The 22,354-nt window shown below is 69.6% G+C and carries 20 protein-coding genes; 6 read left to right on the plus strand and 14 right to left on the minus strand.

Going from position 1 to position 22,354, the window contains the following annotated elements:
- Window positions 1-215: 215 nt before the first annotated feature.
- Genes ABTV10_RS01075 through ABTV10_RS01095 form a run of 5 tightly spaced genes read left to right on the plus strand, consistent with a single transcriptional unit; the run spans window position 216 to window position 5,210 of the window.
- The gene (locus ABTV10_RS01075; RefSeq protein ID WP_499031979.1) at window positions 216-1,016 is read left to right on the plus strand and encodes a DUF5602 domain-containing protein; all 801 of its coding nucleotides are present in this window, start codon (window positions 216-218) and stop codon (window positions 1,014-1,016) included.
- A gap of 50 nt (window positions 1,017-1,066) precedes the next feature.
- Entirely contained in the window at window positions 1,067-1,777 is a 711-nt protein-coding gene (locus ABTV10_RS01080; RefSeq protein ID WP_499031980.1) for a hemerythrin domain-containing protein, read from the plus strand.
- A gap of 34 nt (window positions 1,778-1,811) precedes the next feature.
- Window positions 1,812-3,512: a thiamine pyrophosphate-binding protein gene (locus tag ABTV10_RS01085; RefSeq protein WP_499031981.1), complete on the plus strand. Its 1,701-nt coding sequence runs from the start codon at window positions 1,812-1,814 to the stop codon at window positions 3,510-3,512.
- Window positions 3,509-4,165, plus strand: a complete 657-nt coding sequence (locus ABTV10_RS01090; protein WP_499031982.1) for a hypothetical protein — start codon at window positions 3,509-3,511, stop codon at window positions 4,163-4,165. Before ABTV10_RS01085 ends, ABTV10_RS01090 begins: the two co-directional genes overlap by 4 nt.
- Before the next feature lie 7 nt (window positions 4,166-4,172).
- Window positions 4,173-5,210: a 3-oxoacyl-ACP synthase III family protein gene (locus ABTV10_RS01095; protein WP_499031984.1), complete on the plus strand. Its 1,038-nt coding sequence runs from the start codon at window positions 4,173-4,175 to the stop codon at window positions 5,208-5,210.
- A 333-nt stretch (window positions 5,211-5,543) separates the two neighbouring features.
- Here the strand turns inward: ABTV10_RS01095 and ABTV10_RS01100 are convergent, their stop codons facing one another.
- Together ABTV10_RS01100 and ABTV10_RS01105 are read right to left on the minus strand one after the other, a co-directional pair.
- Window positions 5,544-6,647, minus strand: a complete 1,104-nt coding sequence (locus ABTV10_RS01100) for a glycosyltransferase (RefSeq protein ID WP_499031986.1) — start codon at window positions 6,645-6,647, stop codon at window positions 5,544-5,546.
- A gap of 10 nt (window positions 6,648-6,657) precedes the next feature.
- Complete coding sequence (locus ABTV10_RS01105; protein ID WP_499031988.1) at window positions 6,658-7,782, minus strand: helix-turn-helix transcriptional regulator; 1,125 nt, start codon at window positions 7,780-7,782, stop codon at window positions 6,658-6,660.
- A 245-nt stretch (window positions 7,783-8,027) separates the two neighbouring features.
- Between ABTV10_RS01105 and ABTV10_RS01110 the strand changes: the two genes are divergently transcribed.
- Window positions 8,028-10,970 (plus strand): AfsR/SARP family transcriptional regulator, encoded by a 2,943-nt coding sequence (locus tag ABTV10_RS01110; protein ID WP_499031989.1) that lies wholly within the window; start codon window positions 8,028-8,030, stop codon window positions 10,968-10,970.
- On the opposite strand, the gene ABTV10_RS01115 is transcribed toward ABTV10_RS01110, so the two are convergent.
- From ABTV10_RS01115 to ABTV10_RS01170, 12 genes are all read right to left on the minus strand, one after another.
- Window positions 10,918-11,463 carry a phage tail protein gene (locus ABTV10_RS01115; RefSeq protein WP_499031990.1) on the minus strand — a complete coding sequence of 182 codons (546 nt, stop codon included), beginning with the start codon at window positions 11,461-11,463 and terminating at the stop codon, window positions 10,918-10,920. The genes ABTV10_RS01110 and ABTV10_RS01115 overlap by 53 nt on opposite strands.
- The gene (locus ABTV10_RS01120) at window positions 11,463-13,406 is read right to left on the minus strand and encodes a putative baseplate assembly protein (protein ID WP_499031991.1); all 1,944 of its coding nucleotides are present in this window, start codon (window positions 13,404-13,406) and stop codon (window positions 11,463-11,465) included. Before ABTV10_RS01120 ends, ABTV10_RS01115 begins: the two co-directional genes overlap by 1 nt.
- Window positions 13,403-13,831 carry a GPW/gp25 family protein gene (locus ABTV10_RS01125; RefSeq protein ID WP_499031992.1) on the minus strand — a complete coding sequence of 143 codons (429 nt, stop codon included), beginning with the start codon at window positions 13,829-13,831 and terminating at the stop codon, window positions 13,403-13,405. Before ABTV10_RS01125 ends, ABTV10_RS01120 begins: the two co-directional genes overlap by 4 nt.
- A 4-nt stretch (window positions 13,832-13,835) precedes the next feature.
- Window positions 13,836-14,117, minus strand: coding sequence for a PAAR domain-containing protein (locus ABTV10_RS01130; protein WP_114723711.1), 282 nt, complete (start codon window positions 14,115-14,117; stop codon window positions 13,836-13,838).
- 25 nt (window positions 14,118-14,142) lie between these two features.
- Entirely contained in the window at window positions 14,143-15,954 is a 1,812-nt protein-coding gene (locus tag ABTV10_RS01135) for a VgrG-related protein (protein ID WP_499031993.1), read from the minus strand.
- Entirely contained in the window at window positions 15,951-16,715 is a 765-nt protein-coding gene (locus ABTV10_RS01140) for a CIS tube protein (protein ID WP_499031994.1), read from the minus strand. The genes ABTV10_RS01135 and ABTV10_RS01140 overlap by 4 nt, the downstream gene beginning before the upstream one ends.
- Entirely contained in the window at window positions 16,712-17,152 is a 441-nt protein-coding gene (locus ABTV10_RS01145; RefSeq protein ID WP_114723713.1) for a phage tail protein, read from the minus strand. Before ABTV10_RS01145 ends, ABTV10_RS01140 begins: the two co-directional genes overlap by 4 nt.
- Window positions 17,153-17,182: 30 nt before the next feature.
- Window positions 17,183-17,986: a hypothetical protein gene (locus ABTV10_RS01150; RefSeq protein ID WP_499031995.1), complete on the minus strand. Its 804-nt coding sequence runs from the start codon at window positions 17,984-17,986 to the stop codon at window positions 17,183-17,185.
- 1,637 nt (window positions 17,987-19,623) lie between these two features.
- The gene (locus ABTV10_RS01155; RefSeq protein WP_181818907.1) at window positions 19,624-19,782 is read right to left on the minus strand and encodes a DUF6760 family protein; all 159 of its coding nucleotides are present in this window, start codon (window positions 19,780-19,782) and stop codon (window positions 19,624-19,626) included.
- The gene (locus ABTV10_RS01160) at window positions 19,779-20,231 is read right to left on the minus strand and encodes a phage tail assembly protein (RefSeq protein ID WP_499031997.1); all 453 of its coding nucleotides are present in this window, start codon (window positions 20,229-20,231) and stop codon (window positions 19,779-19,781) included. Before ABTV10_RS01160 ends, ABTV10_RS01155 begins: the two co-directional genes overlap by 4 nt.
- Window positions 20,224-20,676, minus strand: a complete 453-nt coding sequence (locus tag ABTV10_RS01165) for a phage tail protein (RefSeq protein ID WP_499031998.1) — start codon at window positions 20,674-20,676, stop codon at window positions 20,224-20,226. Before ABTV10_RS01165 ends, ABTV10_RS01160 begins: the two co-directional genes overlap by 8 nt.
- A gap of 28 nt (window positions 20,677-20,704) precedes the next feature.
- Window positions 20,705-22,240 carry a phage tail sheath family protein gene (locus ABTV10_RS01170; RefSeq protein WP_499031999.1) on the minus strand — a complete coding sequence of 512 codons (1,536 nt, stop codon included), beginning with the start codon at window positions 22,238-22,240 and terminating at the stop codon, window positions 20,705-20,707.
- Window positions 22,241-22,354 lie beyond the last annotated feature (114 nt).

Raw genomic sequence — 22,354 nt, forward strand, 5'->3', positions numbered from 1 at the left:
CAGTATGCGCCGGCAGGCCGCGGCTCGGATATCCCCCGAGCGTGGGATGGTTCCCGGCCTGGTCCCGGGCCCACACTGACGGTAATCACACGTCATGCGGCACGGGACGCACAGGAATCGTGGTCGGGTGCCGAATCGCCGCACGCCGGACAGGTGGGCGCCGAGCGCTCTGCGCGGCGTGTGAGGCCCGACACCTGAGTGAGAGGGGCCGCATCATGCGACACCATCGAGTGCTCCGCTCCGTGAGTCTGGTGCTGGCGGCGTGCGTGACCATGGTCGGGTGCAGCGCCGCAGCGGCCGGGCCGCAGGACAGTCGCACGTATTTCAGTGCCTCCGAGCGAGTCGGCGACGGGTCGGTGCGGACGTACACCACCGTGGACACGAACGGTGAACCGGCCGCGGTCGGTATCCGGATGTCGGCGACCGCACTGGACGGGCTGCCCAACAGCGGTGCGACGTTCATGCTGGACCTGCCCGAGCAGGCATCGGCGACGGTGTTCGACCACGTCATGCTCAATTGGAACCCGCACGGGCACGAACCGGAAATCCTGTTCGGCAAACCGCATTTCGACATGCACTTCTACATCAGCGACATGGCGGCTGTGCATGGGATCGATCCCAACGTACCCGGTTATGCGGACCGGGCCGCTCGTTTCCCGGATGCCGAGTACATCCCGCGAGACTACGTCGCCCCGCCCGGGCCGCTGGCATCCGAATTGGCGGTTCCCCACATGGGGGTGCATTGGTTGGACGCGACCGCCGGCATGATCCCGGGCGTCTACGACTTCACGCAGACATTCATCAACGGGTCCTGGGATGGGGACTACACCTTCATGGAACCGATGATGACCCGGGCGTGGCTGCTGGCGAGACCGTCGATTCGTGAACCCGTCAAGCAGCCGCAGGCCTACCAGCACACCGCCTTCTATCCCACCGTTTACAGTGTCCGATTCGATGGCGCGACAGGCGAATACGACGTCGCCCTCGGGGAGATGGTGCTGCGTCAGCAGTCCTGAAACACAATCTCGAGCACGTGAAGGGTGCTCCTCGAAACGGAGGTGACGTCATGGCACCCGACCCGACCGGTCCGGCTGACACGCGGATGATGGCGATCTTGCACGACGCGTTGCGCCGCGACCTGACCCGCACCCGCGCCGTCCTCACCTCACCGATTCCGCCCGACGAATCGCAGCGGGTGGCCCTCGCCGACCACCTGATCTGGATGATGGGGTACCTGCGCTTCCACCACGTCACCGAGGACGAGTCCCTGTGGCCGTTGATCCGCCGGCTGAACCCGGCCGCCGGTGCGCTGCTGGATCGGATGGACGCCGACCACGCCCGGATCTCACCGGAGATCGACCACCTCTGCGCTGCCGCCGGAACCTACCGCGCCGTCGAGTCCCTCGGGACTCGTCGACTGGTGGTTGCGGCGCTCGATCAGCTCGAGGCGGTGCTGCTGCCGCACCTGCGCAGTGAGGAGGACGAGATGATGCCGGTCGTCTCGCGCACCATCACCCGCCGGCAGTGGGACGACTGGGGACGCGACATCGTCAGAAACAAGCCCAAACTCGAGTTGGCGCGGGAGGTGCCCTGGGTCGTCGACGGCCTGGACGACGAACGGTATCGGGTGGCCACCGGAGTCCTGCCCCCGTTCGCTCGATTCATCATGCTGCATGCATTCGCCGGCCGGTACCGGCGGGCCAGTCTCACTCGATGGGGCAGCGATGCCGAGGTGACACCCCGCCGGTCGCGCCCCGGTGCACACCGTCCGTCCTGAGCGGCGCAACCGCTCCGAAATCTGGAGGAACAGCATGGACACCGCAACCGGACACCCGGTTCAGCGCGGCACTCGGGTCGTCGACGCCGTGGTCGACGCGGTCGCCGACCTGGGGGTGCGCCACATCTTCGGGGTCGACGGCGCCAACATCGAGGACCTCTACGACGCGCTGTTCGCCACCGACCGCCGCGTGCAGGGGGTGGTGGCCAAGCACGAGTTCGCCGCGGCGACCATGGCCGACGGCTACGCCCGCACAACTGGCGGCCTGGGTGTGGTGGCTGCGACATCCGGTGGCGGCGCAATGAACCTGGTGGCCGGGCTCGCCGAGTCCTACACGTCCCGCGTGCCGGTGCTGGCCCTGGTCGGGCAACCACCGACCAGGCTCGAGGGCACCGGCGTGTTTCAGGACTCGAGTGGCAAGGCCGGAACGATCGACGCGGTTTGGCTGTTCACCGAGATCTCCCGCTACTGCGCCCGAGTACAGAGCCCCGACGACCTCGCCGGTCACCTGGAGCGGGCGGCCGCCGCGGCGTGGTCGGGTGGGCCTGCAGTACTGCTGCTCCCCAAGGACATTCAGCAGTCCGCGGTCGGCGGGGCGGTCACCTTCCGTCCGCCGCCCCGACGATCCGGGCACGACCTGGTCGGCCTCGCACGGATCCTGGATCTGCTCGCGGCGGCCCGGCGGACCGGGAAGATCGTGCTCATCGCCGGCGACCAGGTGGCGCGCGACGATGCCCGGCAGCAATTGGATGCCTTCGCCGCCGCGGTGGACGCTGCCGTCGGGGTCGCCCCGGACGCCAAGGACGTCTACGCGGCCGACCAGCACGGGTTCTGTGGCGTCGCCGGAACCATGGGGCACACCGAGCTGATCGAGGCGGTGCGGCACAGCGCGCTGTGCCTGTTGGTCGGCACCCGACTGCCCGCCACCGCGCGCGCCGGCCTGGACGCCGCCGCCGCGGCCGTGCCGGTCGCCAGCCTCGGTGCCGAATCGCCGTATCTGCCCACCGTGCACGCGACCAGCCTCGACCTGCGTGAGGCGTTGACCGAACTCGCCGAGGTCTTTTCAGCGAGGCGCACACGCGCCGATGTCACTCGCGGCGGCTCGACTCCGCTACAGGTCCCGGCATCCGTCGGCCCCGGAATGCGCTACCGGGAGGCCGTCGAGACGATCGCGGCGATGCTGCCCGCCGGATCCGACATCTTCGCCGACGCCGGCAACACCGGCGCCGCGGTGGTGCATCACCTGCCGGTTTCCCGGGGCAGCCGGTTCGTCGTCGCACTCGGCATGGGTGGCATGGGCTACAGTTTCGGCGCCGCGATCGGTGCCGGATTCGCTCGGCACCGAAGGACTTTCGTCATCGCCGGCGACGGCGCCTTCTTCATGCACGGCTTGGAGGTCCACACCGCGATCGAGTATCACCTCCCGATCACCTTCGTGGTGTTCAACAACAACGCCCACGCCATGTGCGTCACGCGCGAGCAGCTGTTCTACGGGGATCGATACAGCTTCAACCGGTTCCGGCCGTCCCGGATCGCTGAGGGCATCGCCGCGATGTTCCCTTCGATGCCCTCGTATCCAGCCCGTACCTGCGACCAACTCTTCGACGCCCTCGAGGCCGCGTCCGTGACCAGTGGTCCGGCCTTCATCGTCGTCGACTGCGACCCTGACGAAGTCCCGCCGTTCCTGCCCTTCCTGGAGCGCGCCCTCCACACAGCCCGAGGAGGAACACCATGACCACCGTTCTGCCCGCCCTCAGTGACATTCCGGGTGGTGTGATCCCCGGCGTGCTGCGAATCGAGAACTCGGACCGGGAGGCGACCGTCCCGATCATTCTGGACATGCTCCGGTCGGTGTACCCCCACCAGCAGGTCTTCGGCGAGTACTGCACCGTCAACGGTTACATCGCCGCACCACCCGGCGACGTGTACCGATACCTGTCGGACACCCGCAGCCTCGAGGAATGGACCTACAGCCTCAGGGGGTTCGCCCCTACCGATCAACCCGGACTGTGGTCGGCCCACGACCAACTCGGCGGCAACACCACCATCTACGCCCGCACCGTCCCGAATCCCGACGCGATGACCGTCGACTACCACTGTGCCTGGGACCAGGGTCGGCATCTGTGGATGATCTACCTGCTCCGGGTGGTCGACGCGCAGACGGTGTTCGACAAGCCCGGATCGGTGGTGCTGTGGACGAACTGCCACCACCCGTTCTACGACCGCAACCCCTATCCGGAGACAGCTCCCCCGGACCGCAAGCCCTGGGTGGGGGACTTCTGGGACATGTTCGCTGCCGGCCACCGACTCGAACTGGACAATCTCACCGCACTCTGCGAATACCGGGCCCGACACGGCCTTCCGATCACACCCGAATGGATGGGGTGAGCGTCGCATGAACGCCGTCAGCCTGCTCGACGTCGCCAGCTACCTGCCCGGCGACCCGGTCGGCACGGAATACTTCACCAGGTACGCACGCTCGGACCGGATGGCGCGGAACGTCATGTTCCGCGCACCCACCCACCGCCATCATGTGGCTGCCGACGAATCCGCCGTCGACATGGCCGACCGCGCCATCGCACCGCTGATCGAGCGCCACGGCACCACAACCATCGCGGACATCGACGTCCTGATCACTCACACCCAACTGCCGGACCTGCCTGCGCTCGGCTGCGGCGCCGACCTGGCACGCCGACTGGACATGGGCCCCGAGGTGATCCTCGACATCCACAACGGCGGCTGCGCCGCGTTCATCCACATGCTCGAACTCGCCCGAACGATCCTGTCCACCGGCACTGCGCGCACGGCATTGATCGTCACGACGCAGAACAGTGCCGGCCAGATCTTCACCCAGCCCGACGTCCGTATGCTGGCGCAGGCCGCGGTTCCCGGCGATGGCTGCGGAGTCGCGCTCCTCGGCATCTCGGACCGCGCGCCCATCCTCGGCGTCGAGACCTGCCACCACCCCGAGTTCGCGGGGGATGTGGCGGCCGAGAGCGACCCACCTCGCAAGTACTGGGCACCCGGCACCGGGCAACTGCGAATCGCCTTCACCCCCTCGAAGGTTGCCACGGTCTTCACCCGCGGAAACCGACTCGTCCCCGAGGTGGCAGCCGCGGTGTGCGAGCGCATCGGCGTGACGTCCGCCGACATCGGCACGTTCGTCACCAACCAACCCAACCGGCTGTTCCTGCGGAACTGGCGTGACGCTCTCGAACTCGCGCCCGAACAGTACCCGGACACGTTCGACGAGTGCGGAAACCTTTTCGGTGCCGCCATCCCGGTCACCCTCGACGTCGAGAACCGGGCCGGCCGGATCCCGAACGGATCGCTGGTGCTGCTCGCCGGATTCGCACACGCCGGTGATTTCGCAGCCGCCGCCGCGATCCGGTGGGGCGCCCAACCCGGGGAGACGATGACCGGCCACGAATAGCGTGCTCGTGCATGGCGTCACCAGATCCGCCGAACCACACAGCATCAGCGTGGGAACCGCGGACAGGGGCGGGTACCCGTCCAGGACTCGTCATAGGCCAGGAACGAGTTCAGCGAGCCGACCATCGTCACGACCGGGGTCCGGTCGTGCATCGCGATTGCTCGTGCGAGAACTCGGCGGGTGACCCCTCGGTCACCGAATTCGATACGACCGATGACCGGTGCGAACGCCCTGCAGCACAGTCTCTTCACTCGCTCCATGGGTGTCGGCGCCAGCAGGCGATCATCATCCCTCGTTCCGGGGAGAAGGCATCGTCGTTGCCGACGTCGGTGATCAGTGGTCGGTCAGCGTCAGGATCCGGTGCGCAGCGGCCGACGCCCCATCGGTGGCTCGGATTCGGGCGCCGAGTGCGGCGGCTCCGGTCCGGTAGCTCTCTGCCAACAGGAGTTCTTCGAGGGCGCCGCGAATCCGACTGGGGTGCGCCTTCTTCGGGAGCACTTTTCCGGCCCCCGCCGCGACCACCGTCCTGCCGATCGTCGGTTGATCGGTCAGCCGAGACATCGGCAGGATCAGCATCGGCAGGCTGTGCGCAAGGGCGCGGAACGTGGTGCCGTGCCCGCCGTGACCGATCACCGCGGAGCATGTCGGCATCAGTTCGTCGTGCGGAATGTACTGGTGGACGGTGGCATTGGCAGGTGCGTGCAGATCTGCCGGATCGACGGCGGGACCCGTCGTCACCATCAGCTCGATGTCCAGGCCATCGACGGCGTCGAGAATGTACTGCAAGGCCCGGCGTTGGCCCGGGAAGCCTCCGGTGCTGAGGCTGGCCAGCACCCGTGGCGGCACATGGTCCACCGCCGGCCCTTTCGCATCGTGCACCGCGCCGGTCCACACCAGGCGGCCGTCATGGGGCCGTCTGCCTGCCGGGTCGAGCTCGGGGTCCGAGCACACCAGTTCCAGGTCGGCCTGCCGCCAGAGTCGATGCGGTTCCAGCCCTTTCAGCCGGCCACCGATCCCGAAGGGGCTGCGTCCGATCATCTCGTCCAGGCACCCGAAGAACGTGGGGAACAGGGCGGCGTGACGCAGTCCCTCCCGCGCCGCCGCGTCGAGCGCGTTGAACAGCATGCAGTCGATCACCACGACGTCGGCCGGATCCTCGCGCATCTCGTCGACCATGTCCTGCCCCAGAACTGGATTCGTCATCACGGCGAGCATCCGGGTGACAAGCCTCCACGTGCCGTGGATGTCGTGCGGAGTCCACGGAGGCGAGTTCCGGTAGGCCCGGAATTCGAGTCCGGCGCGCTCGACGGTGAGGCGCAGCGCCGCGTGAGCGAGGACGCGAACGCGGTTTCCGCGGCGCAGGAGCTCTCGCCCTATCCTCAACGTGAGGGGCACGTTTCCGCCGCCGTCGGCCGTGACGATCAGGATGTCTGGCATGGCATCGATGTCATCGGTCGACTCGGTTGCCTGCGCCGGCGAACCAGCCGTCCGGCCCGACCGGAGAGTCGTACCGCGGCAGGTAATGGGTGAAGAACAACTGTGCGACGAGTTCCTGGCGGCTGTTGACCCCGACCTTCGCATAGATGCTCTTCAGATGGTCCTGCACCGTGTACGGGCTGACGAACAACTGATGCGCGACCTCGACCCGCGTCTGACCGGCGAGGATGTGCTCGAGCACCTCCGCCTCCCGGGTCGTCAGGCCGTGCAGGGCGGCCAGCAGCGAGACGATCTCCGCGGGTCCTGCCGGTTCCAGGGTGACGACCACCCGCCCCGCTGTGCCGTGGCCGTCGAGCTTCCCGGCCCGGATGGCGACCCATTCCCCGTCGATCGTTCGGGCCCGCGTGACGGCGGCCGCGGCGCCCGAGTGTCGCAAGCGCTCCGCCGCGAACACGGCGGGAACCATCCGGGATCCGCTCTCGTCACCGATCCGGTCCAGGTACGCCACCGCCGGTGCCGTCGCCGACTCCACCTCGTCGTCGGGCCCGACGATCACCACGGACGGACCGCTCGGTGCCTCCGCCGGCATCCGAGGTGCCTGCCGGAGCAGCGACAGGCGAAGGCCTTCGCCGATCGCGCGAGTGGCGCCGGCGAGAAGCCGTACCTCCGCGCTGCTGAACCGCCGTCCGGGCCCCCGCATCACCGTCCCGCCACCCCAGCAGCGCTTGTCGCGCCCGCGAACGACGAACCGCATCTCGTCGTCCATTCCGTTCGGTTCCAGGATCGCGGTGTAAGGCGGCGTGCCCCGGATATCCCCGTCGATGGCATCGCGTATCCGCTCGACCCCGACAGGGTTGCGGGCCGTCTTGCCGATAGCATTCCCGTACGGCGGCGGGCCGTGTTCCACGCGGGCGGCAGTTTCGATGGCTTGTGTCGGTACGGAGGCGACGCCGACCGTCGTCTGCGACGTCGGTAGCAGTGTCGCCGGATCGACCATCACCATGAGGCCGATGTCGTAGGGGATTCGGGCGCGGATCGCGTCGAGAACTGCGTGCCGGAACTCGATACTGTCGGCGGATCCGAGCGCCGCGTCGAACACACTCGAGCGGAGCCGTTCGACCTTCCGCACGGTCATGTTCCCCAGTATGCGCTGGCCGAAACCACGCGCGATACCCCCTCGCGCCGAACACCGACCACGCACGAACCTCGCGTACCGGGCGTCGGCGGGTTCGATTTCCGGCTGTGCGGTCTGGTGGGCGACGCGCACGGCGTTAAGATCATGAAGGGTCTACCACGACTGCATGACGATCGAGCGGCGCTGTGTCGGGCGAAGGTACGAGCAATGCGGTGGGTACGAGCAAACATTCATAGGCTTCGACCGTGGAGCGGTTCGCCTCGTCGGTTCCGATGACTTCGCAGATCGTCCTGAGGGAGAAGCTTCGACGCCCGTCGGTGCACGGGCTGATCCGCCGCCGTCTGGTGGACCCCCTCTGCACGCTGCCCTCGGGCTCGCTCGGCCTGGTGGTCGCCCCAGCCGGCGCCGGAAAGACTACGCTCCTCGCGTGGGTGGCGGACCGCAGCGAAGTCCCGGTCGGGTGGTACCGGACGGCGTCCGACGATCGCTCGGAGGCCGGTCTCGTCGCCCACCTCGCGCACACCTTGATGCCGGTGACCAGGGTCGAGGCCGCCGAAGTGGAGACGATGGCCGACCTGCTCGGCCGCCTCGACGGATGGCGTGGGTCCGGTGCGCTGCTCATCCTCGACGACATCCACGAGATCGAGGACAGCGAGGCATCCGCGTCGTTGGCCCGCTTCGTCGCGTTGCGCCCACGACGTCTGCGGGTGCTCATGGGCAGCCGCCGGGCTCCCGACCTGAACGTGCCCCGACTCCGTGTCTCCGGGGCGGTTCACGAGATCGACGGTGACGATCTGCGGTTCCGCCACTGGGAGGTCGAGGAACTGTTCGCGAAGATCTTCCAGGAGCCGATCGCGCCCAAATCCGCGGCCGCCCTGACTCGCCGCACCGGGGGGTGGGCGGCCGGGCTGGCCCTGTTCCGGCTGGCCACTGCGGGCCGGACGCCCGCCGGGCGCGAGCACGCCGTCGAGGAGCTGGGCGGGCGGTCCAAGCTGATCCGGTCGTACCTGACCCGCAACGTCCTCGCCGAACTCCCGGAGAAGACGCGGCGGTTCATGCTCACGACGGCGACGCTGGGGCGGTTGACCGGCCCACTGTGCGACGGCCTGCTGGGGGAGACCGGGAGCGGCCGGGTGCTCGATCTGCTCGAGCGACGACAGCTGTTCACCACCTGCGACGACGACGGGTCGACCTACCGCTACCACGAGGTGCTCCGCACCCACCTCGAGTCGGAACTGGTCGAAGAGTACGGGATCGCGCAGGCCAGGGCCTGGTATGCGCGGAGTGCCGGGCTGCTCGAGGCCGCGCAGCACCATCGGGACGCGGCGATCGCGCACGCGAAGGCCGGGAACTGGGTGGCGGTCGGTCGGCTGGTGCACGAATCCTCCGAGGTCGCCTCGGCGCTCGGCGATCTCCCGTTTCCTCCGCACATGTTGCGCGAGGATCCCTGGCTGGCGATGGCCGAGGCCCGACGCCTCGGCAGGACGGGTGCGCTCGCCGAGGCGGGCAAGGCATATCGGCGGGCCCAGGACCTCTGCGACGATCCCGAGTACCAGACCGTCTGCCGCCGCGAACGGGCTCTCGTCGAGTTGTGGCGACCGGGCGGCGGGGGCGTGCGCACGGGCGGACCCGAGCACTGGAGTGCGCCTGTGCGGTCGGCGCTGCGGACGACCCCGTCGGCCGCTCAGGGCGGTTCCCGGCCCGCGGGCCCGCATGCCCGTTTGATCGAGGGTCTGGTCGCGGTGTCGATGGGCGATCTGGTCGGTGCGCGGAAGCCGTTGGCGGAGTCGGCCGAACAGGAATCCGATCCGGTCGCGAGCCTGTTCGCCAGGTTGGCGGGATCCGTCGTCGATGTCGTGTTCGGGGCGCCCGGCGACCCGACCGATCGGCTCGGCGAAATCTCCTTGGATGCGGAGCTTGCGGGCTTCCCGTGGCTTGCCCGGCTGAGTCGAGGGTGCCACGAGGCCGCGCTCGCCGTCTCGGCGCGCTGGCGGCTCGCAGCCTGCGACGAGTTGGTTCGGGAGTGCGTCCACTCCGGCGACCGCTGGGGAGCCGCGATCCTCCGAATGTCGACCGCCCTCGTTCGGTCCAGGCATCGGGACGAACAGGCGCACAACGATTTCACGGATGCCGGCGAGCTGTTCGCGAAGGCGGGCGCCGAGGTGGGGGAAGTGTGGGCCCAGGTGTTCGCGTGTCTGGAAGCGCGCGAGCTGGAAGGCCACGCGGGGGCGCTCGCGCAGTTGGCCGGGCGCTGCCGCGCGCTCCGGGTGCGCGGTGCACACGCGGTGGCGACTCTCGCGCGGGAGCGGGTGGGTCAGGGGGCCGGGGCCGTCCCGACCTCGGCGGAAGTGGATGCACGCCGCACCCTGGAGGTGCTCGGGCTGGCGGAACTGCTCGGGGAGGCGCCGAGGTCTGCGCGGGCCGGCACCCCGACTCCGTTTCGGGTTGCCGTCCGCTGCTTCGGCGGGTTCGGCTTCGAGGTAGGTGGGCGGCCCGTCGATACGTCCCGAATACGTCCGAAAGCCGCTGCGCTCCTGCGTATTCTCGCGCTCCATTCCGGACGGCACGTGCACCGCGAAGTGCTCGAGGAGGCGTTGTGGCCAGGGGTGGAGCACGACGTCGCGTGCCATCGCCTGCAGGTGGCGGTCTCGAGCATCCGCTCGCTCCTCGGGGGCACCGGAGTGGGCATTCGTCGTCGCGGTGAGGCCTACGGATTGCAGTTGCCGAGGGGAACCGTCAGCGACGTGTGTGCATTCGAGGAGGTCCTCGCCGGCGCTTCGGGTATCGGGCCGGACGGGATCGCCGATCGGGTGCGCATGCGGCGCGAGGCCCTCGATCTCTATCGGGGCGATCTGCTGCCCGAGGACGGCCCAGCCGAGTTCGTCACGGAGAACCGGGATCGGTTGCGCCGGGCGGCGGCGGAAGCGGCCACCGCGCTCGCGGAGGACTGCCGGGCCCTCGGTGACGGTGACGATGCGCGGGAGGCGGCGCGAATGTCCGTCCGGCTCAATCCTTACCAGGACCGTCCGTGGGAACTCCTCATCGCGCTCGACGAGGCCGCCGGCGACCGGTGTGCTGCGGACCAGACCCGACGCGACTACTCGCGGGCGCGTGCCGAGGTCGCGGGAGGGGCCGTCACGAATCCGGGCCGACGATCTCCACCCGGTGCGGCACGTGCGCCGGAGTGACGGCCGCGACCAGGGCATCCAAGCGGGCGACGTCCACGTGCGCCGGATCGGTGGCGGTGACGCGCACCGTGACCCCGACCTGGGTCGGCAGCTCCGGTGTCGACGACGGTCGGTCCGACCACGACGCGCCCCCCGGTTCCACCACCTCGACGTCGACCCCGAAGGCCGCGGCCACGGCGTCCCGTACACCCGTCGCGGTGCCGCGCCATCGGAGCAACTCGGCCCCCGCCCGCACCAGTTCGCGCTTGCGCGTGGGCGACTCGTCGGTGCCGAGCGCGAGCCCGAGCCACCCGGCGAGCCAGTCGAGCGCGTCGGTCGGCGTGGTGGTGGGGTCGAGGTATGCATGGTAGGAGTCGAGGACGAGGAAGGCCGGAGCCAGCAGTCGGTCCGCCACCTCGCAGATGCCCTGCACGTAGTGGTCGTCGAGGTACAACGCCGGCAGTGTCGCCCCGAGCGGTCGGGGAGTGCCCAGTCGGTCCACCGTCCCGCGCATCACTGCACCAGGACCGAGTGTCGGTAGGAGCAGATCAATCCGTTGTCGGGCACCAGGATCCGATCGGTCGCGTCACCGCGCTGGCCGGTGTGCGGATCGGTGGGGAACATGTGCACCGTGATCTCACCGGCCATGTCCACGCCGGGAACCGATGCCAGCAGTGAGTTCACCTCGTGCACCCGCAGGCTGCGGCCGAACGGCCACCCCGTGCCGCCCTGCCCGCCGCGCAGTGGGTGCAGCAGACCGCACAGCCGGCGTGAGACGTCCGCCTTGACGCTGGCTTCGTCGCTGCCGGTCAGGGCGGTGAGCCCGACCGCCACGGTCACCCCGATGTACTCGGGGGGTTCGACGATCACCCGGGTTCCGATCAACCGGCGCCGGTCGAGGAACTTCGCGATGTGTCGCAGCGTCTCCGGCAGCGGTGCCAGGTCCGTGATGCGGACGCGGCCGGCCTCGTCGTCCGCGACGTGGGGGACGACCAGCACCCGGACGAGACCGGATTCCTCACCGAGACAGTGCACGCGCGCGATCTCGGGGGCGGCCTCCCGCGTGAGTTGCTCGAAGTCCTCCGTCGTGACGGCGCGGCCCCTGGACCGCAGCACCACCGGTCCGCGCGCCTTCAACTCCTCGACGGTCTCGGCCTGGGCGCCGCCGACGGCCGCGATCCGGTTCTCCACCCGGGCGACGTAGGGAACCGAGGTCTTGAGCACCCGTATCTGGCCCACGCCGATGTTCCCGCGGGTGCCACCGCCGACCCGGTACGAGTGCAACTGCAGCACGGCGCCTTTGGGTGGTGCGGCGCCGTAGTTGCGCACCGATCCGTCCGCTTCGCGAACGGCGGGTCCGAAGGCGATCTCCCCGGACACCGCGTCGACGTGGAACACCGGGCTTTCCGGACCGGACTCGGCGAAGTCGTCGACCGCGGTCCACTCGGACACCGCGCCGTCGGCGGCCGTCGCGGTGAGCGTCCCCGGCTCGGCGCCGGGCACGACCGGGCCGAGGCGGAGCGGAAAACGCTGCGCAGCACTGCCGTCGGACACCCCGAGCACCTCGTCGCGGATCGCGCGGGCGTGGGCGATGGGGGCGGTTCCGCCCACCGTCATCGCGGCGATCGCATCGACATGCGGTGAGCGCGAGTACATCGGCTGGTCGGGGAGCGGCGCGACCACCCGGCACCGGACCCAGCCCGCGCGCTGTCCCGCGACCACGGACGCGGAATGGTCGGAGGGTAGATGGAGCACGACATCACCCGGCTTGTTGAACCCGCCGGTCTCATCGCGATCCACCTCGCAGCCCACCCAGCCGTGGGGTGTCCAGGCCTCCCACACGAGCGGCGGGCGCAGGGGATCCACGCCGACGCCAGACACCCGGCACTCGAGTCGCAGCAGCACCGCGCACGAGGGCACCGCCGACGACAGTCCGATCAGGAGGCAATCCCCGGCCGCGGGCCGCGACCCGAAGCAGTCGAATCCGCCGCGATCGAGGTCGACGGTGCGGTCGACCGGATCGGCGTCGCCCGCCGAGACGGCGACCCGATTGCGGGTGCAGGGCACGATGTCGAGGCCGGTGAGGGTGGCGAACACCACGGGTTCCTGCAGGTCCGTGCGATCGGTGCTGACCTCCGCCTCCGCGCGCACCGTCACCGTCTGCGGTTGCGGCGCCGACAGCCAGAACGTCGCCTGGGCCCGGGCCGCCGACGCGGGCCGCAACTCCAGGCCGATCAGATCCAGGAACTTGAGATAGTGGCGGTCGGGTACCCGGTTGAGGCGGTAGATCAGCTGGTCCAGCATGGCGGCGAACGCCTCGATGAGCGTGATGCCGGGGTCGGACAGATTGTGGTCGGACCATTCCGGGAACCGGGACCGCATCAGCCGGCGGCCGTCGTCGACGAGTTCCTGGAATCCGCGGTCGTCGAGGTTCGGGGCGGGGAGCACGGTGGTCACCTGCCTTGCTCGGGTGTCGGGCCGGGCGGGGGTTCGTCGGGAATGACGTAGAACGGGAAGACGAGGTTGCGGGCCTCGTTGCGGCCGTGGATCCGGTAGCCGATGTCGACGAAGAACGCGCCGAGGTCGGACTCGTCGAAGTCGACGTACACGTGTTCGACGTCGATGCGCGGTTCCCACTGTTCGAGCGCCGACCGGACATCGTGCGCGATCGCGGCGGCGGTGGCGGTCGTGGTCGGTGCGAACACATGATCGTGGACCCGACAACCGAATTCGGGTCGCATCGGCCGCTCGCCCGGCGCGGTGCGCAGGATGATCTCGATGGCCTGCTCCACATCGGTTGCGCCGCTGACCAACACGAAGGCTCCGGTGGCGTCGATCTGCACCGGACTGGACCATCCGGAGCCGACGAAGTCCGCGGACATCACGTCAGCCTCCGATAAGTACGGTCAGGGCGCCCATGATGATTGGCGCTCCGCATCCGGAGAGGTCGCCGACCCGGGCCGCCGGTTTCCCGCCGATGAGCACCGTCGGACAGCCGGGCGGGAGCAGCGGAGTCGGTGGATGGACCGCCGGGGGCGGGAACGAACAGATATGGGGCGTACCGACGGTGGCGGCCGGGCGGCCCTCGATCAGTACGGTGAGTTCGCCGGGTGGGCCGATGACACCGGGATGGCCGGTCGGGTCGCCCACCCGTGCCGCTGGTGGCATGTCCGGTCCTCCTCTCCGTGCGAGGTCAGTTCAGCTTGATCGGCAGGCCCTTGACGGTGCAGGGGCCGCCCGCCTGGACGTCCAGGGTGGCGTTGGCGCGCATGGCGACCTGTGCCCCGCGCAGGTCCACGCGGCCCTTCGTGTCGACCGACACCGCCCCGGTGCCACCGGCCACCGTCACCCCGTTGGTCGCCTGCACGGAGACGGTATGGCCCTTCAGCGTGAGCGGCGAGGTCCCGGCGTCGACGGTGACGCCCTTCGCCCCCGCGACCGTCACGGTGCCGTCGCTGTGGACGGTGACGGTGGTTCCCACCGCGTCCAGGTCCAGGAAGCAGGTGCGCTGGGCGGTGCCGATGCTGATGCCCTCGGTGCGTCCCTTCGCGTCGTGCAGGTCGATGCGGTGCCCCAGCCGGGAGACGAACGAGCGCCGGTTGATCTCGCCGGATCCGCTGTCGACGACCGGGATCCCCTCGGTCGGCGGGGTGTCGACCCCGTTGTAGAGACCGCCCAGCACGTAAGGCCGTTCGGTGGTGTCCTGTTCGAAGGCCACCAGGACCTCGTCGCCCACCTCGGGTAGCAGCATCGTCCCGCGAGCCAGGCCCGCGCCGGGTTGGAGGGTGCGTGCCCAGTCGCTGACGTAATCGTCGGACAGCCACGGGAACTTGAGCTTGACGCGGCCACTGTTGGTGGGATCGTTCACATCGGTGACCTGTGCGACGACCACGCCGCGCCCGGCCCCCGCCACGGCATCGCCGCCGACGAGGCCGAGCAGACCGCGGTCGTGTCTGCCGGAGGCGGTGAAGGTCGTGGTGTATCCGGTCGTGGGGTCGTAGCGGTGCCGGGCTGTGGTGAGCCGGAACTTGCCGTCGAACGGTGCTCCCAGGTCTTGCAGGGACACACAGGCGTTGGCGCGCACCTTCGGATTGCCGCGCGCGACGCCCTCGACCTCCGCGAAGGTGCCGCCGATCCGCTCGGCGAGGGCCTGCGCGGCGGAGTCCGCCTCGGGCTGGGTGCGGTGGGCGGGTGCGACGCCGGTGAACGTCGGGTTCCCGACGGCGGCGGCCAGGTCGGCCGGTGTGGTTCCGGGGATCTCCGCGCTGAGGGTTCCGGCGTCGGCGGTCCCGACGATCGGCCGTTTCGTGTTCACGTCCCAGCCCCGCGCCTCGACCCGGGCCACCTGTCCGGCCGCCGTGAGCACGGACCGCAGCCGCACCAGGTCCTCCCCGAACCGCAGCACCAGGGGATTCTTCGCCTTGCCGTCCGGTGCGGTCGAGGCACGTTCGGGCGGGCCGAAGTTGAGCTCGTCGTCACGAACCGTGGTCTCGAAACCGATGTCGCGGCCGAGACGGTCGAGGAACTCCCAGTCCGTCTCCGCGCACTGGGAGATGTGATCGAAGACGGTGGGGGAGGGTGCGATCCGCCCGGGAGCCAGACCCGCGCGGCGTGCGACGGCGGTGGCAGCATCGGAAGCGGTGGCCTGGGTGAAGGATTCGGTGTGACGACCGCGGAAGAGTCGGTGCGCTTGGTCATAACCGCGCAGGATGGTGAATGTGCCGGTGGCCTCGTGTTCGGCCTCGAGTGCCGTGACCTCGCCGGCGACGAGACGTTCCGGCTCGGGGTGGCTGTCGGTGACGACGGTGATCGTCAGCTTCGCGCCTATCGTGACGCCGGTCTTGGAGACCACCGTTCGGTCCGGGTCCCGGAACCGAAGGACGAACGAGTCGGGGACGCGGAGGTTGGTGTCGACGTAGGCGGACACCAGGAGGACGGAGACGTCCTCGGGCACCGGTGAACCGTCGATCGCGATCTGGAACCCGCCGGTCGTCGGCACCGTCACCACATCCTCGTCAGATCGTCACGGGCGGGCAGCATCACCGCGGTCCCGTCCGGTACGCGCATCGGGTCGTCGATCCCGTTGTACGCAGCGATATTCCGCCATAGCGCCGTGTCGCCGTACTCGGCGTGCGCGAGCAGTGGGAGGGAGTCGCCGGCGACCATGGTGTGGGTCGAGCGGGCGGCGACGGACTGGGAGGACGGATTCTGCCCGCCCTTGCCGCCAGGCATCTCCTCGAGGTTGACCGTGCACACCGCGCGGATCGGCACCCCCGAGGACGAGAAGCGGGTGAACTTGGCGCTCACCTGGGTCACGAAGCCGGGGAAGCTCTTCAATCCGCCCCAGGTGAAGATGACCAGTGGTGGAAGGGCTTTCGCGGTACCGCTGGTGTTCTCGGTGGGTACACAGCACTTCATCAGCGCGTCCACCCGGGTGACCACACTGTTGTCCTGCGTCTCCCACGCGTCGAAGAACATCTCGAGGCTGAGCTTGGACGGCTCGGAGCCCAGGAACTCCGGTGGGCCGGCCTTCTTGGCGCCCTTGGTCGGCTTGCTGCCCCACTTCGCCGTCTTCGCGATCGTCACCTCTTTCGGGTTGAACTGGAAGTCGATGCTTCCGAGGTGGCCGCCGGGCTGGCTGCCGCCCGGCGCCTTCCGCGGCTCGTACAGTTCGAGACTCGCATGCACCTGCGCGCCCGTGGCGCCCGGGCGGGCCCCCGGCTTCGTGTCGGCGCCGTCGGAACGGATGGCGACTGCCTCGGTCACGACTTGCTCCTGTCAGTCCCGCGGATCCCGCAGTGGGCGATCTCCAGCGTCTCGGTGGCCACCTTGGGGCTGTCGAGGGTGAGGCTGGGCCCGGTCCACCGCACCGGGACCACCCCGGACAGAGACCACTCGGCGACGACGCTGCCCTCGGTGTTCATCGCCGCGATCTTCGCGGTGGTCGGGGCGAACCCGTTGACGACGTCGTTGACCCAGTTGGACAGCAGGTGGCTGTCCTTGCCGACCGGACGGGAGAGCTTGATGTTGCTGAACTTCACCCGGGTGGGCAACTGCCACACCATCCCGTTGTTGCCGCCCTCTTCCCGCTGCTCGAGCACGATCTCCAAGCCCAGGCCCTCACAGCTGGTGAAGTTGCCCAGCGGGGAGGAGTCGACCGTCACGGAAAAGCACACGCTGACCGCGGGATCGGTGTCGTCCATGGCAATTCCTTTCGTGACGGGTCGTCGGCGTCACCGGTCGGTGAGCAGTCCGGAACGTTCGCGGTCCAACCAGAGTTCAGCCCGTAGCCGGGCGGCGAGCGGCTCGTACAGCTGGCGCGCCAGTTCGTCCAGCGACGGTCCGCCGCCGGCCGGGGGCGCCGGCTCCGACGGCGCCGGCGTGGCTGGGGCGGCGACGGAGGATGGCGCTTCGGCCGCGGCGGGTGGCGTGGCCTCGGGCGGGGTGTCGGGTTCCTCGATTCGTTGGAGCGGGGCCGGGGGCAACGCGGCCGGCCGGGTCGGATCGGCGAGGTGCGGTGGTCGTGAGGGGTTCGGCTGCACCGACCGAGGTGTCGGGGTCGGTTCGGCGGTGACTGCCTCGGGTGAAATGTGCTCCGGCGAGCGGGCCGTCGTGTGGGTGTCGTGCGGGAGCGGGACACGCTGGATCGGCAGCGCTGTCGGGGTGGCGGCCGGACGACCGGGGCCGTCCGCGACGCCGCTGCCGGCCATCGCCGCGAACATCTGCGTGAAGGACACGGGTTCGCCGGTGGCGCCGCCCGATTCGCGGATGGTCGCGGTCGGGTGCGGTCGGGAGTCGGGGGTGGCCGCCCGCGCTACCCGTATCGGGATCCCGGATCGCTGTGCCGTCGGGGCGGTGAGTCCGGACGGGGTTCCGGATGACTGGGCTCCGGCATCGGGCGGCGGGAAGAACCGGGCGACGCGGGCGGCCTGCACGGTCGTGTCAGGCGGTGCGTGGGTGGGGCGGAGGCGTGCGGGTGTGGGGCCGCTGTCGTGCGGGGCGGTGGTGCGGGCGGCGTCTGTCGGTGCCGCGGTCACCCAAGTTGCGAGTGTGGGAGCGGGGTCCGCGCCGGGCTGCGGTTCGGAGTGATCTCGGACAGCGCTGCGCTGCAGTGGAACTGTGCGATCGACGGTGTTCGGCGAGGGGCCGGGGGCGCCGGGGGCAGGCGGGGTCGGCACGGGGCCCCGGCCGGTGATGGGGGTGAATGGTGGTCCTGCAGGGCTGCGGGAGACGCTGGGCACAGAGGGCGTTCCCGCAGGGTCGAGGGAAGTTGTGTCGGCCCTGCTGTTGATCCCGTCGCTGCGGGCGGTGGAGGCTGTGGGACCGGGCGGTCTGCACGAGTCTTGCCCCACCCGGTCGTCCCGGTGGGGTGGGCCGACCTCGTTCGCTACGGCCGCCTCGGTGTGCGGAGGGAGGCGGAGGGCCGCCACGGGCGGCGTCGGCGTCGGCGTCGACGTCGGCGGCCCGGGGCGTGCTGCGGGCGAACCCGCGGCAACCACGGGCCCGGTCGAATCGTCGGGCAGGCGTTGCGCCGGTGCGGAGTGGTTGGCGCGCACCTCCATCGGTTCGGTGCTCTGCCCCGTCGTTCGTTGGAGCGGGATCGACGCCTGCGTGTCGGGGACGGTCGGCGTCCCGAGTTCGTGTCGGCTGGTCGAGGGTGGGAGTGCTGTATCGGTCGACGGGGCCCCTGCCGGTGAGCTTCCGGCAGCAGTTGGTCGTGCCGGTTCCGGGCCCGTCGGCAAAGGCGTCGACTCGTGGGGCATCGGCTGAGGTAGGGAATTGGGCGCCGTTGCGGGTGGCCCAGATTCGGGTGACGCCCGAGTGGGCGTGTCAGGTGGCACGGGCTCGCGTGCTGCCGGTGCAGAAGTGGCCGTCTGTACCGACGGTGCCGGCAGTGCGGACGGTGTGGCGACGGGCTGGACCCAGCCGCGAAGACCGGAAATCGGGCGGACCGGCGTCGGCGTATCCCGCGCGGCGCGAGGTGCGTCCGGCGTGGACGGGGGTGCGACCGGCCCGGGTGGCCCGGTGGCGACCGGCCGGGGGACAGATTCGGCTGTGGTGAACTCGGATCCAGGGACCGCATCGGTCGCCGGACCATCGCTCGGAGTGAGCGGTTCGGGATCCATCACGTCCGTCTGCACCTGCGGGGCATGGCCCGTGTCGGGGACGTCGACCGGTGCGGGGGCGGTCGCCGACGCGTCGGGGTCGATCGCGGTCGCGCGGGACACGGGGAGACATCGTCGCGGTTCCGGGGTCGGCGCGACGGTCATCACCGGCCGGTCGGACGCCCCGGGTCCGGTCGGGGGTCCGGGATCCGTCGTGATGTCCGGTGGTGCAGATCCGAGAATGGCCGCGCCGCTGTGTCTCTGGACGAAGGTTCGCGTCCGGGGGGTCGGTGTTACCGGGCCGGGAGGTTGTCTCGGGGGCGGTTCTCCGGCGAAGAGTCGGCCGAGCGGCCGGGCGAGATCCACGGTGGGGGACAGGGAGCCGGTGACACTCGGATCGGTCGCGACGCTCAGCCCGGCGGTGAAGGAGGCGAATCCCGCACTGGTCGGGATGCGCGAGACGACGGGGGCGAGCGGGCGGAGCCGGTGCCACTGCGGATCCGGGGACCGCACCGGCGCGGGGGCGTCCGCGGGCCGCTGTGTTCGCCACGGCCACCAACGCACCGTTCTCACCTCCCTGCCGTGTCGTCGGCAGTGAGCTGCCGGATGGTCGCCACGTAGCGCAGGCGCTCGTGGTGTTCGAGGTCGAGCAGTTCGTCACGCGACCAGTGGAAGTGCAGGGCGACGTACGAGAGCTCCTCGTAGAGACGGTCGGTCCCGTACGTCACGATTCCCCCAGGCGCCCACCCGAGAGGTCGACGGTGAACTCGTGGCGGCAAGACGGGCAGGCGACACTGGCCAGCGTGTGGCCCTCCTGGTTCACCTGTCGGTACAGGTCCTGCAGGAACGCCAGATCCGAGGCGAACAGCGATTCCACGATGCCCGCGTGGACGTCGTCGATGCCGCCGAGTCGTGTCACCACCCGTGCGATCAACACCACCGTCAGGTAGGTCGGGTTCTCGCGGACCCGGTCGTCGCGTTGCGTGACGAGTTCGTCGCGCGCGGTCGCGAGCCGCATCGTCCCCTCGCGGTGCACGGTGCCGTCGGCGTCGACGTAGCCGCGGGGCAGCACGAACGAGAACTCGGTCTGCAGGCGCTCCCGGGGCGGGTCGGTGGCGGCACCGCGGATGCCGTCGCGGGGGTCGTCCGCTACCGCGGCCGCGTTGGTCCTACGCACCCTCGACCTCGCAGCGCTCGTAGGTGAGGACCAGCTTCTCGGTCAGCACGCTGGTGTCGCCGGCCTTGAGGGAGTTCACCTCGAGGCTCTTGGGCCAGGCGTTGGTCACCTTGTACCGCTTGACGGGGCTGCCCTCGTAGTCGTAGACGACGATCGCGCCGCCCTTGCGGACGTCTCCCATCTTCCCGAGCTGAGAGTCCTTGACCCACTTGTCGAAACTGTTGTCCTCGGTGAGCGGTCGGGTCAGCGTGACCTCGCCGGCCTTCCACCGCCCGGGCAGCTTCTTGACCAGATACTTGCCGTCCGCGGCCGAGTTCGACTTGTACTCGATGACGTCCTGCTCCATCTTCAGGCCGGTGACCTCGGTGATGGACTTGATCTGGATGCCGTCGAACTCCAGCCCGAACGAGTGGCCGACGGAGCTGTCGAATTCGGGAAGGGCCATGGGAGCACCTCACTTTCGATCGATCGGATCATTCGGCGACCAGGCTGGTGCCGCCCGAGAACTGGGAGAGCCGGAAGATGACGAACTCGGCGGGCTTCACCGGGGCGACCCCGATCTGGCAGACCACCTCTCCGGCGTCGATGCCTTCCGCCGGGTTCGTCTCGTCGTCGCACTTGACGAAGAAGGCCTCGTCCGGGGTGGTGCCGAAGAGGGCGCCCCGTCGCCACTCGTTGACCAGGAAGGCTCCGATGGTGCGCCGCAGCTTGGCCCACAGGGCCTGATCGTTCGGTTCGAACACCACCCAGCTGGTGCCACCGAGGATCGACTCCTCCAGGTAGTTGAACAGGCGGCGGATGTTCAGGTAGCGCCAGGCCGGGTCGGAGGAGAGGGTGCGGGCACCCCATACCCGGATTCCGCGTCCCGGGAAGGATCGAATGCAGTTGATGCCCCACGGGTTCAGCAGGTCGTGTTCGTTGCGGGTGATCTGGGTTTCCAGGCTGACCGCGCCGCGGACCACCTCGTTGGCCGGGGCCTTGTGCACACCCCGGGTGTCGTCGTTGCGGCCCCAGATGCCGGCGATGTAGCCCGACGGCGGCAGGTACTCGCCGTCGCCGTTCCCGATCCACGGCCAGTACAGCGCAGCGTATTTCGAGTCGTAGGCGGCCTTGTCGACGCGCCACTCCTTGACCTGTTGGGCGTTCAGGCCGGGCGGTGGGTCGAGGATCGCCATCCGGTCGCCCATCTGCTCGCAGTGCGCGATCATCGACTGCTGCACGGACTGCACGGTGTCGAGGTCGATGGCGCCCTGCTGGTAGGCGGTCATCAGGTCGGGGATGCACACCATGGTGACCTCGTCGACCGCCTCGAGTCCGGAGAACCCGCTGCGGTCGGCGACGTCGCCGACGTAGTCATCGCCCGAGAGTCGGGCCGGGACTTTCGCGGCGGGTGGTGGGGGCGCCTCGAGTGCCGTGGTCATTCCGGGCTTCGTGTCCTCGACGGTCTTGCCGGTGACCGCCTCGAGGCGGATCACCTTGGAGGTCGCGTTGACGACGGTCTGGGCGCCGGTCTTGCCGCGTCCGGCGGTGAGGCCGTTGTGTTCCTCGACCACCTCGCCGCCGCGCCGGACCACGAGCTTGAAGGACCCTTCCGGGGCGTCGCCGTCGGCCGCGACGGCCTCGACGTTGAGGCTGCCGCTCGGCGCGGCAGGATCGAGCGCCATCACCCGGAGGTTGCCGAGAACGCCCTGTGGTGGAGAGCTTTCCACGTTCTTCGGTGTGGGATTGTCGTTCGCCGTGTCGTAGTCGACGCCGATGCGGACGACGTAACACATTCCGCCGCCGTTCTGGAAGTATCCGAACACCGAGCGGGCGAGCGCGGCGCCGTCGACGAATCCGCCGAAGGTACTGGTGAATTGGGTCCAATTGGTAACGAGCGTCGGCTTGTTGAACGGGCCGGCCTCGGTGAGGCCGACGAACGCGGCGACCGCCGTGCCGACGCCCTCGATCGGACGGGAACCGGAGTCGACTTCCTCGACATAGACCCCGGGGGACAGGTAGGTCGGCATGGTTGCCTCCTGGACGCGGGACGCGATGAGGTTGATTCTGCGCGTGCCGTTGCATCCTGAGCAGTTGCCAACGGACGCCTGCCTGGCCATTGATCGGTGCCCCATAGGGCACGG

Origin of the sequence: Paraburkholderia sp. RHO2, from assembly GCF_050955445.1 — a bacterium.
Lineage (GTDB): Bacteria > Actinomycetota > Actinomycetes > Mycobacteriales > Mycobacteriaceae > Prescottella > Prescottella agglutinans_A.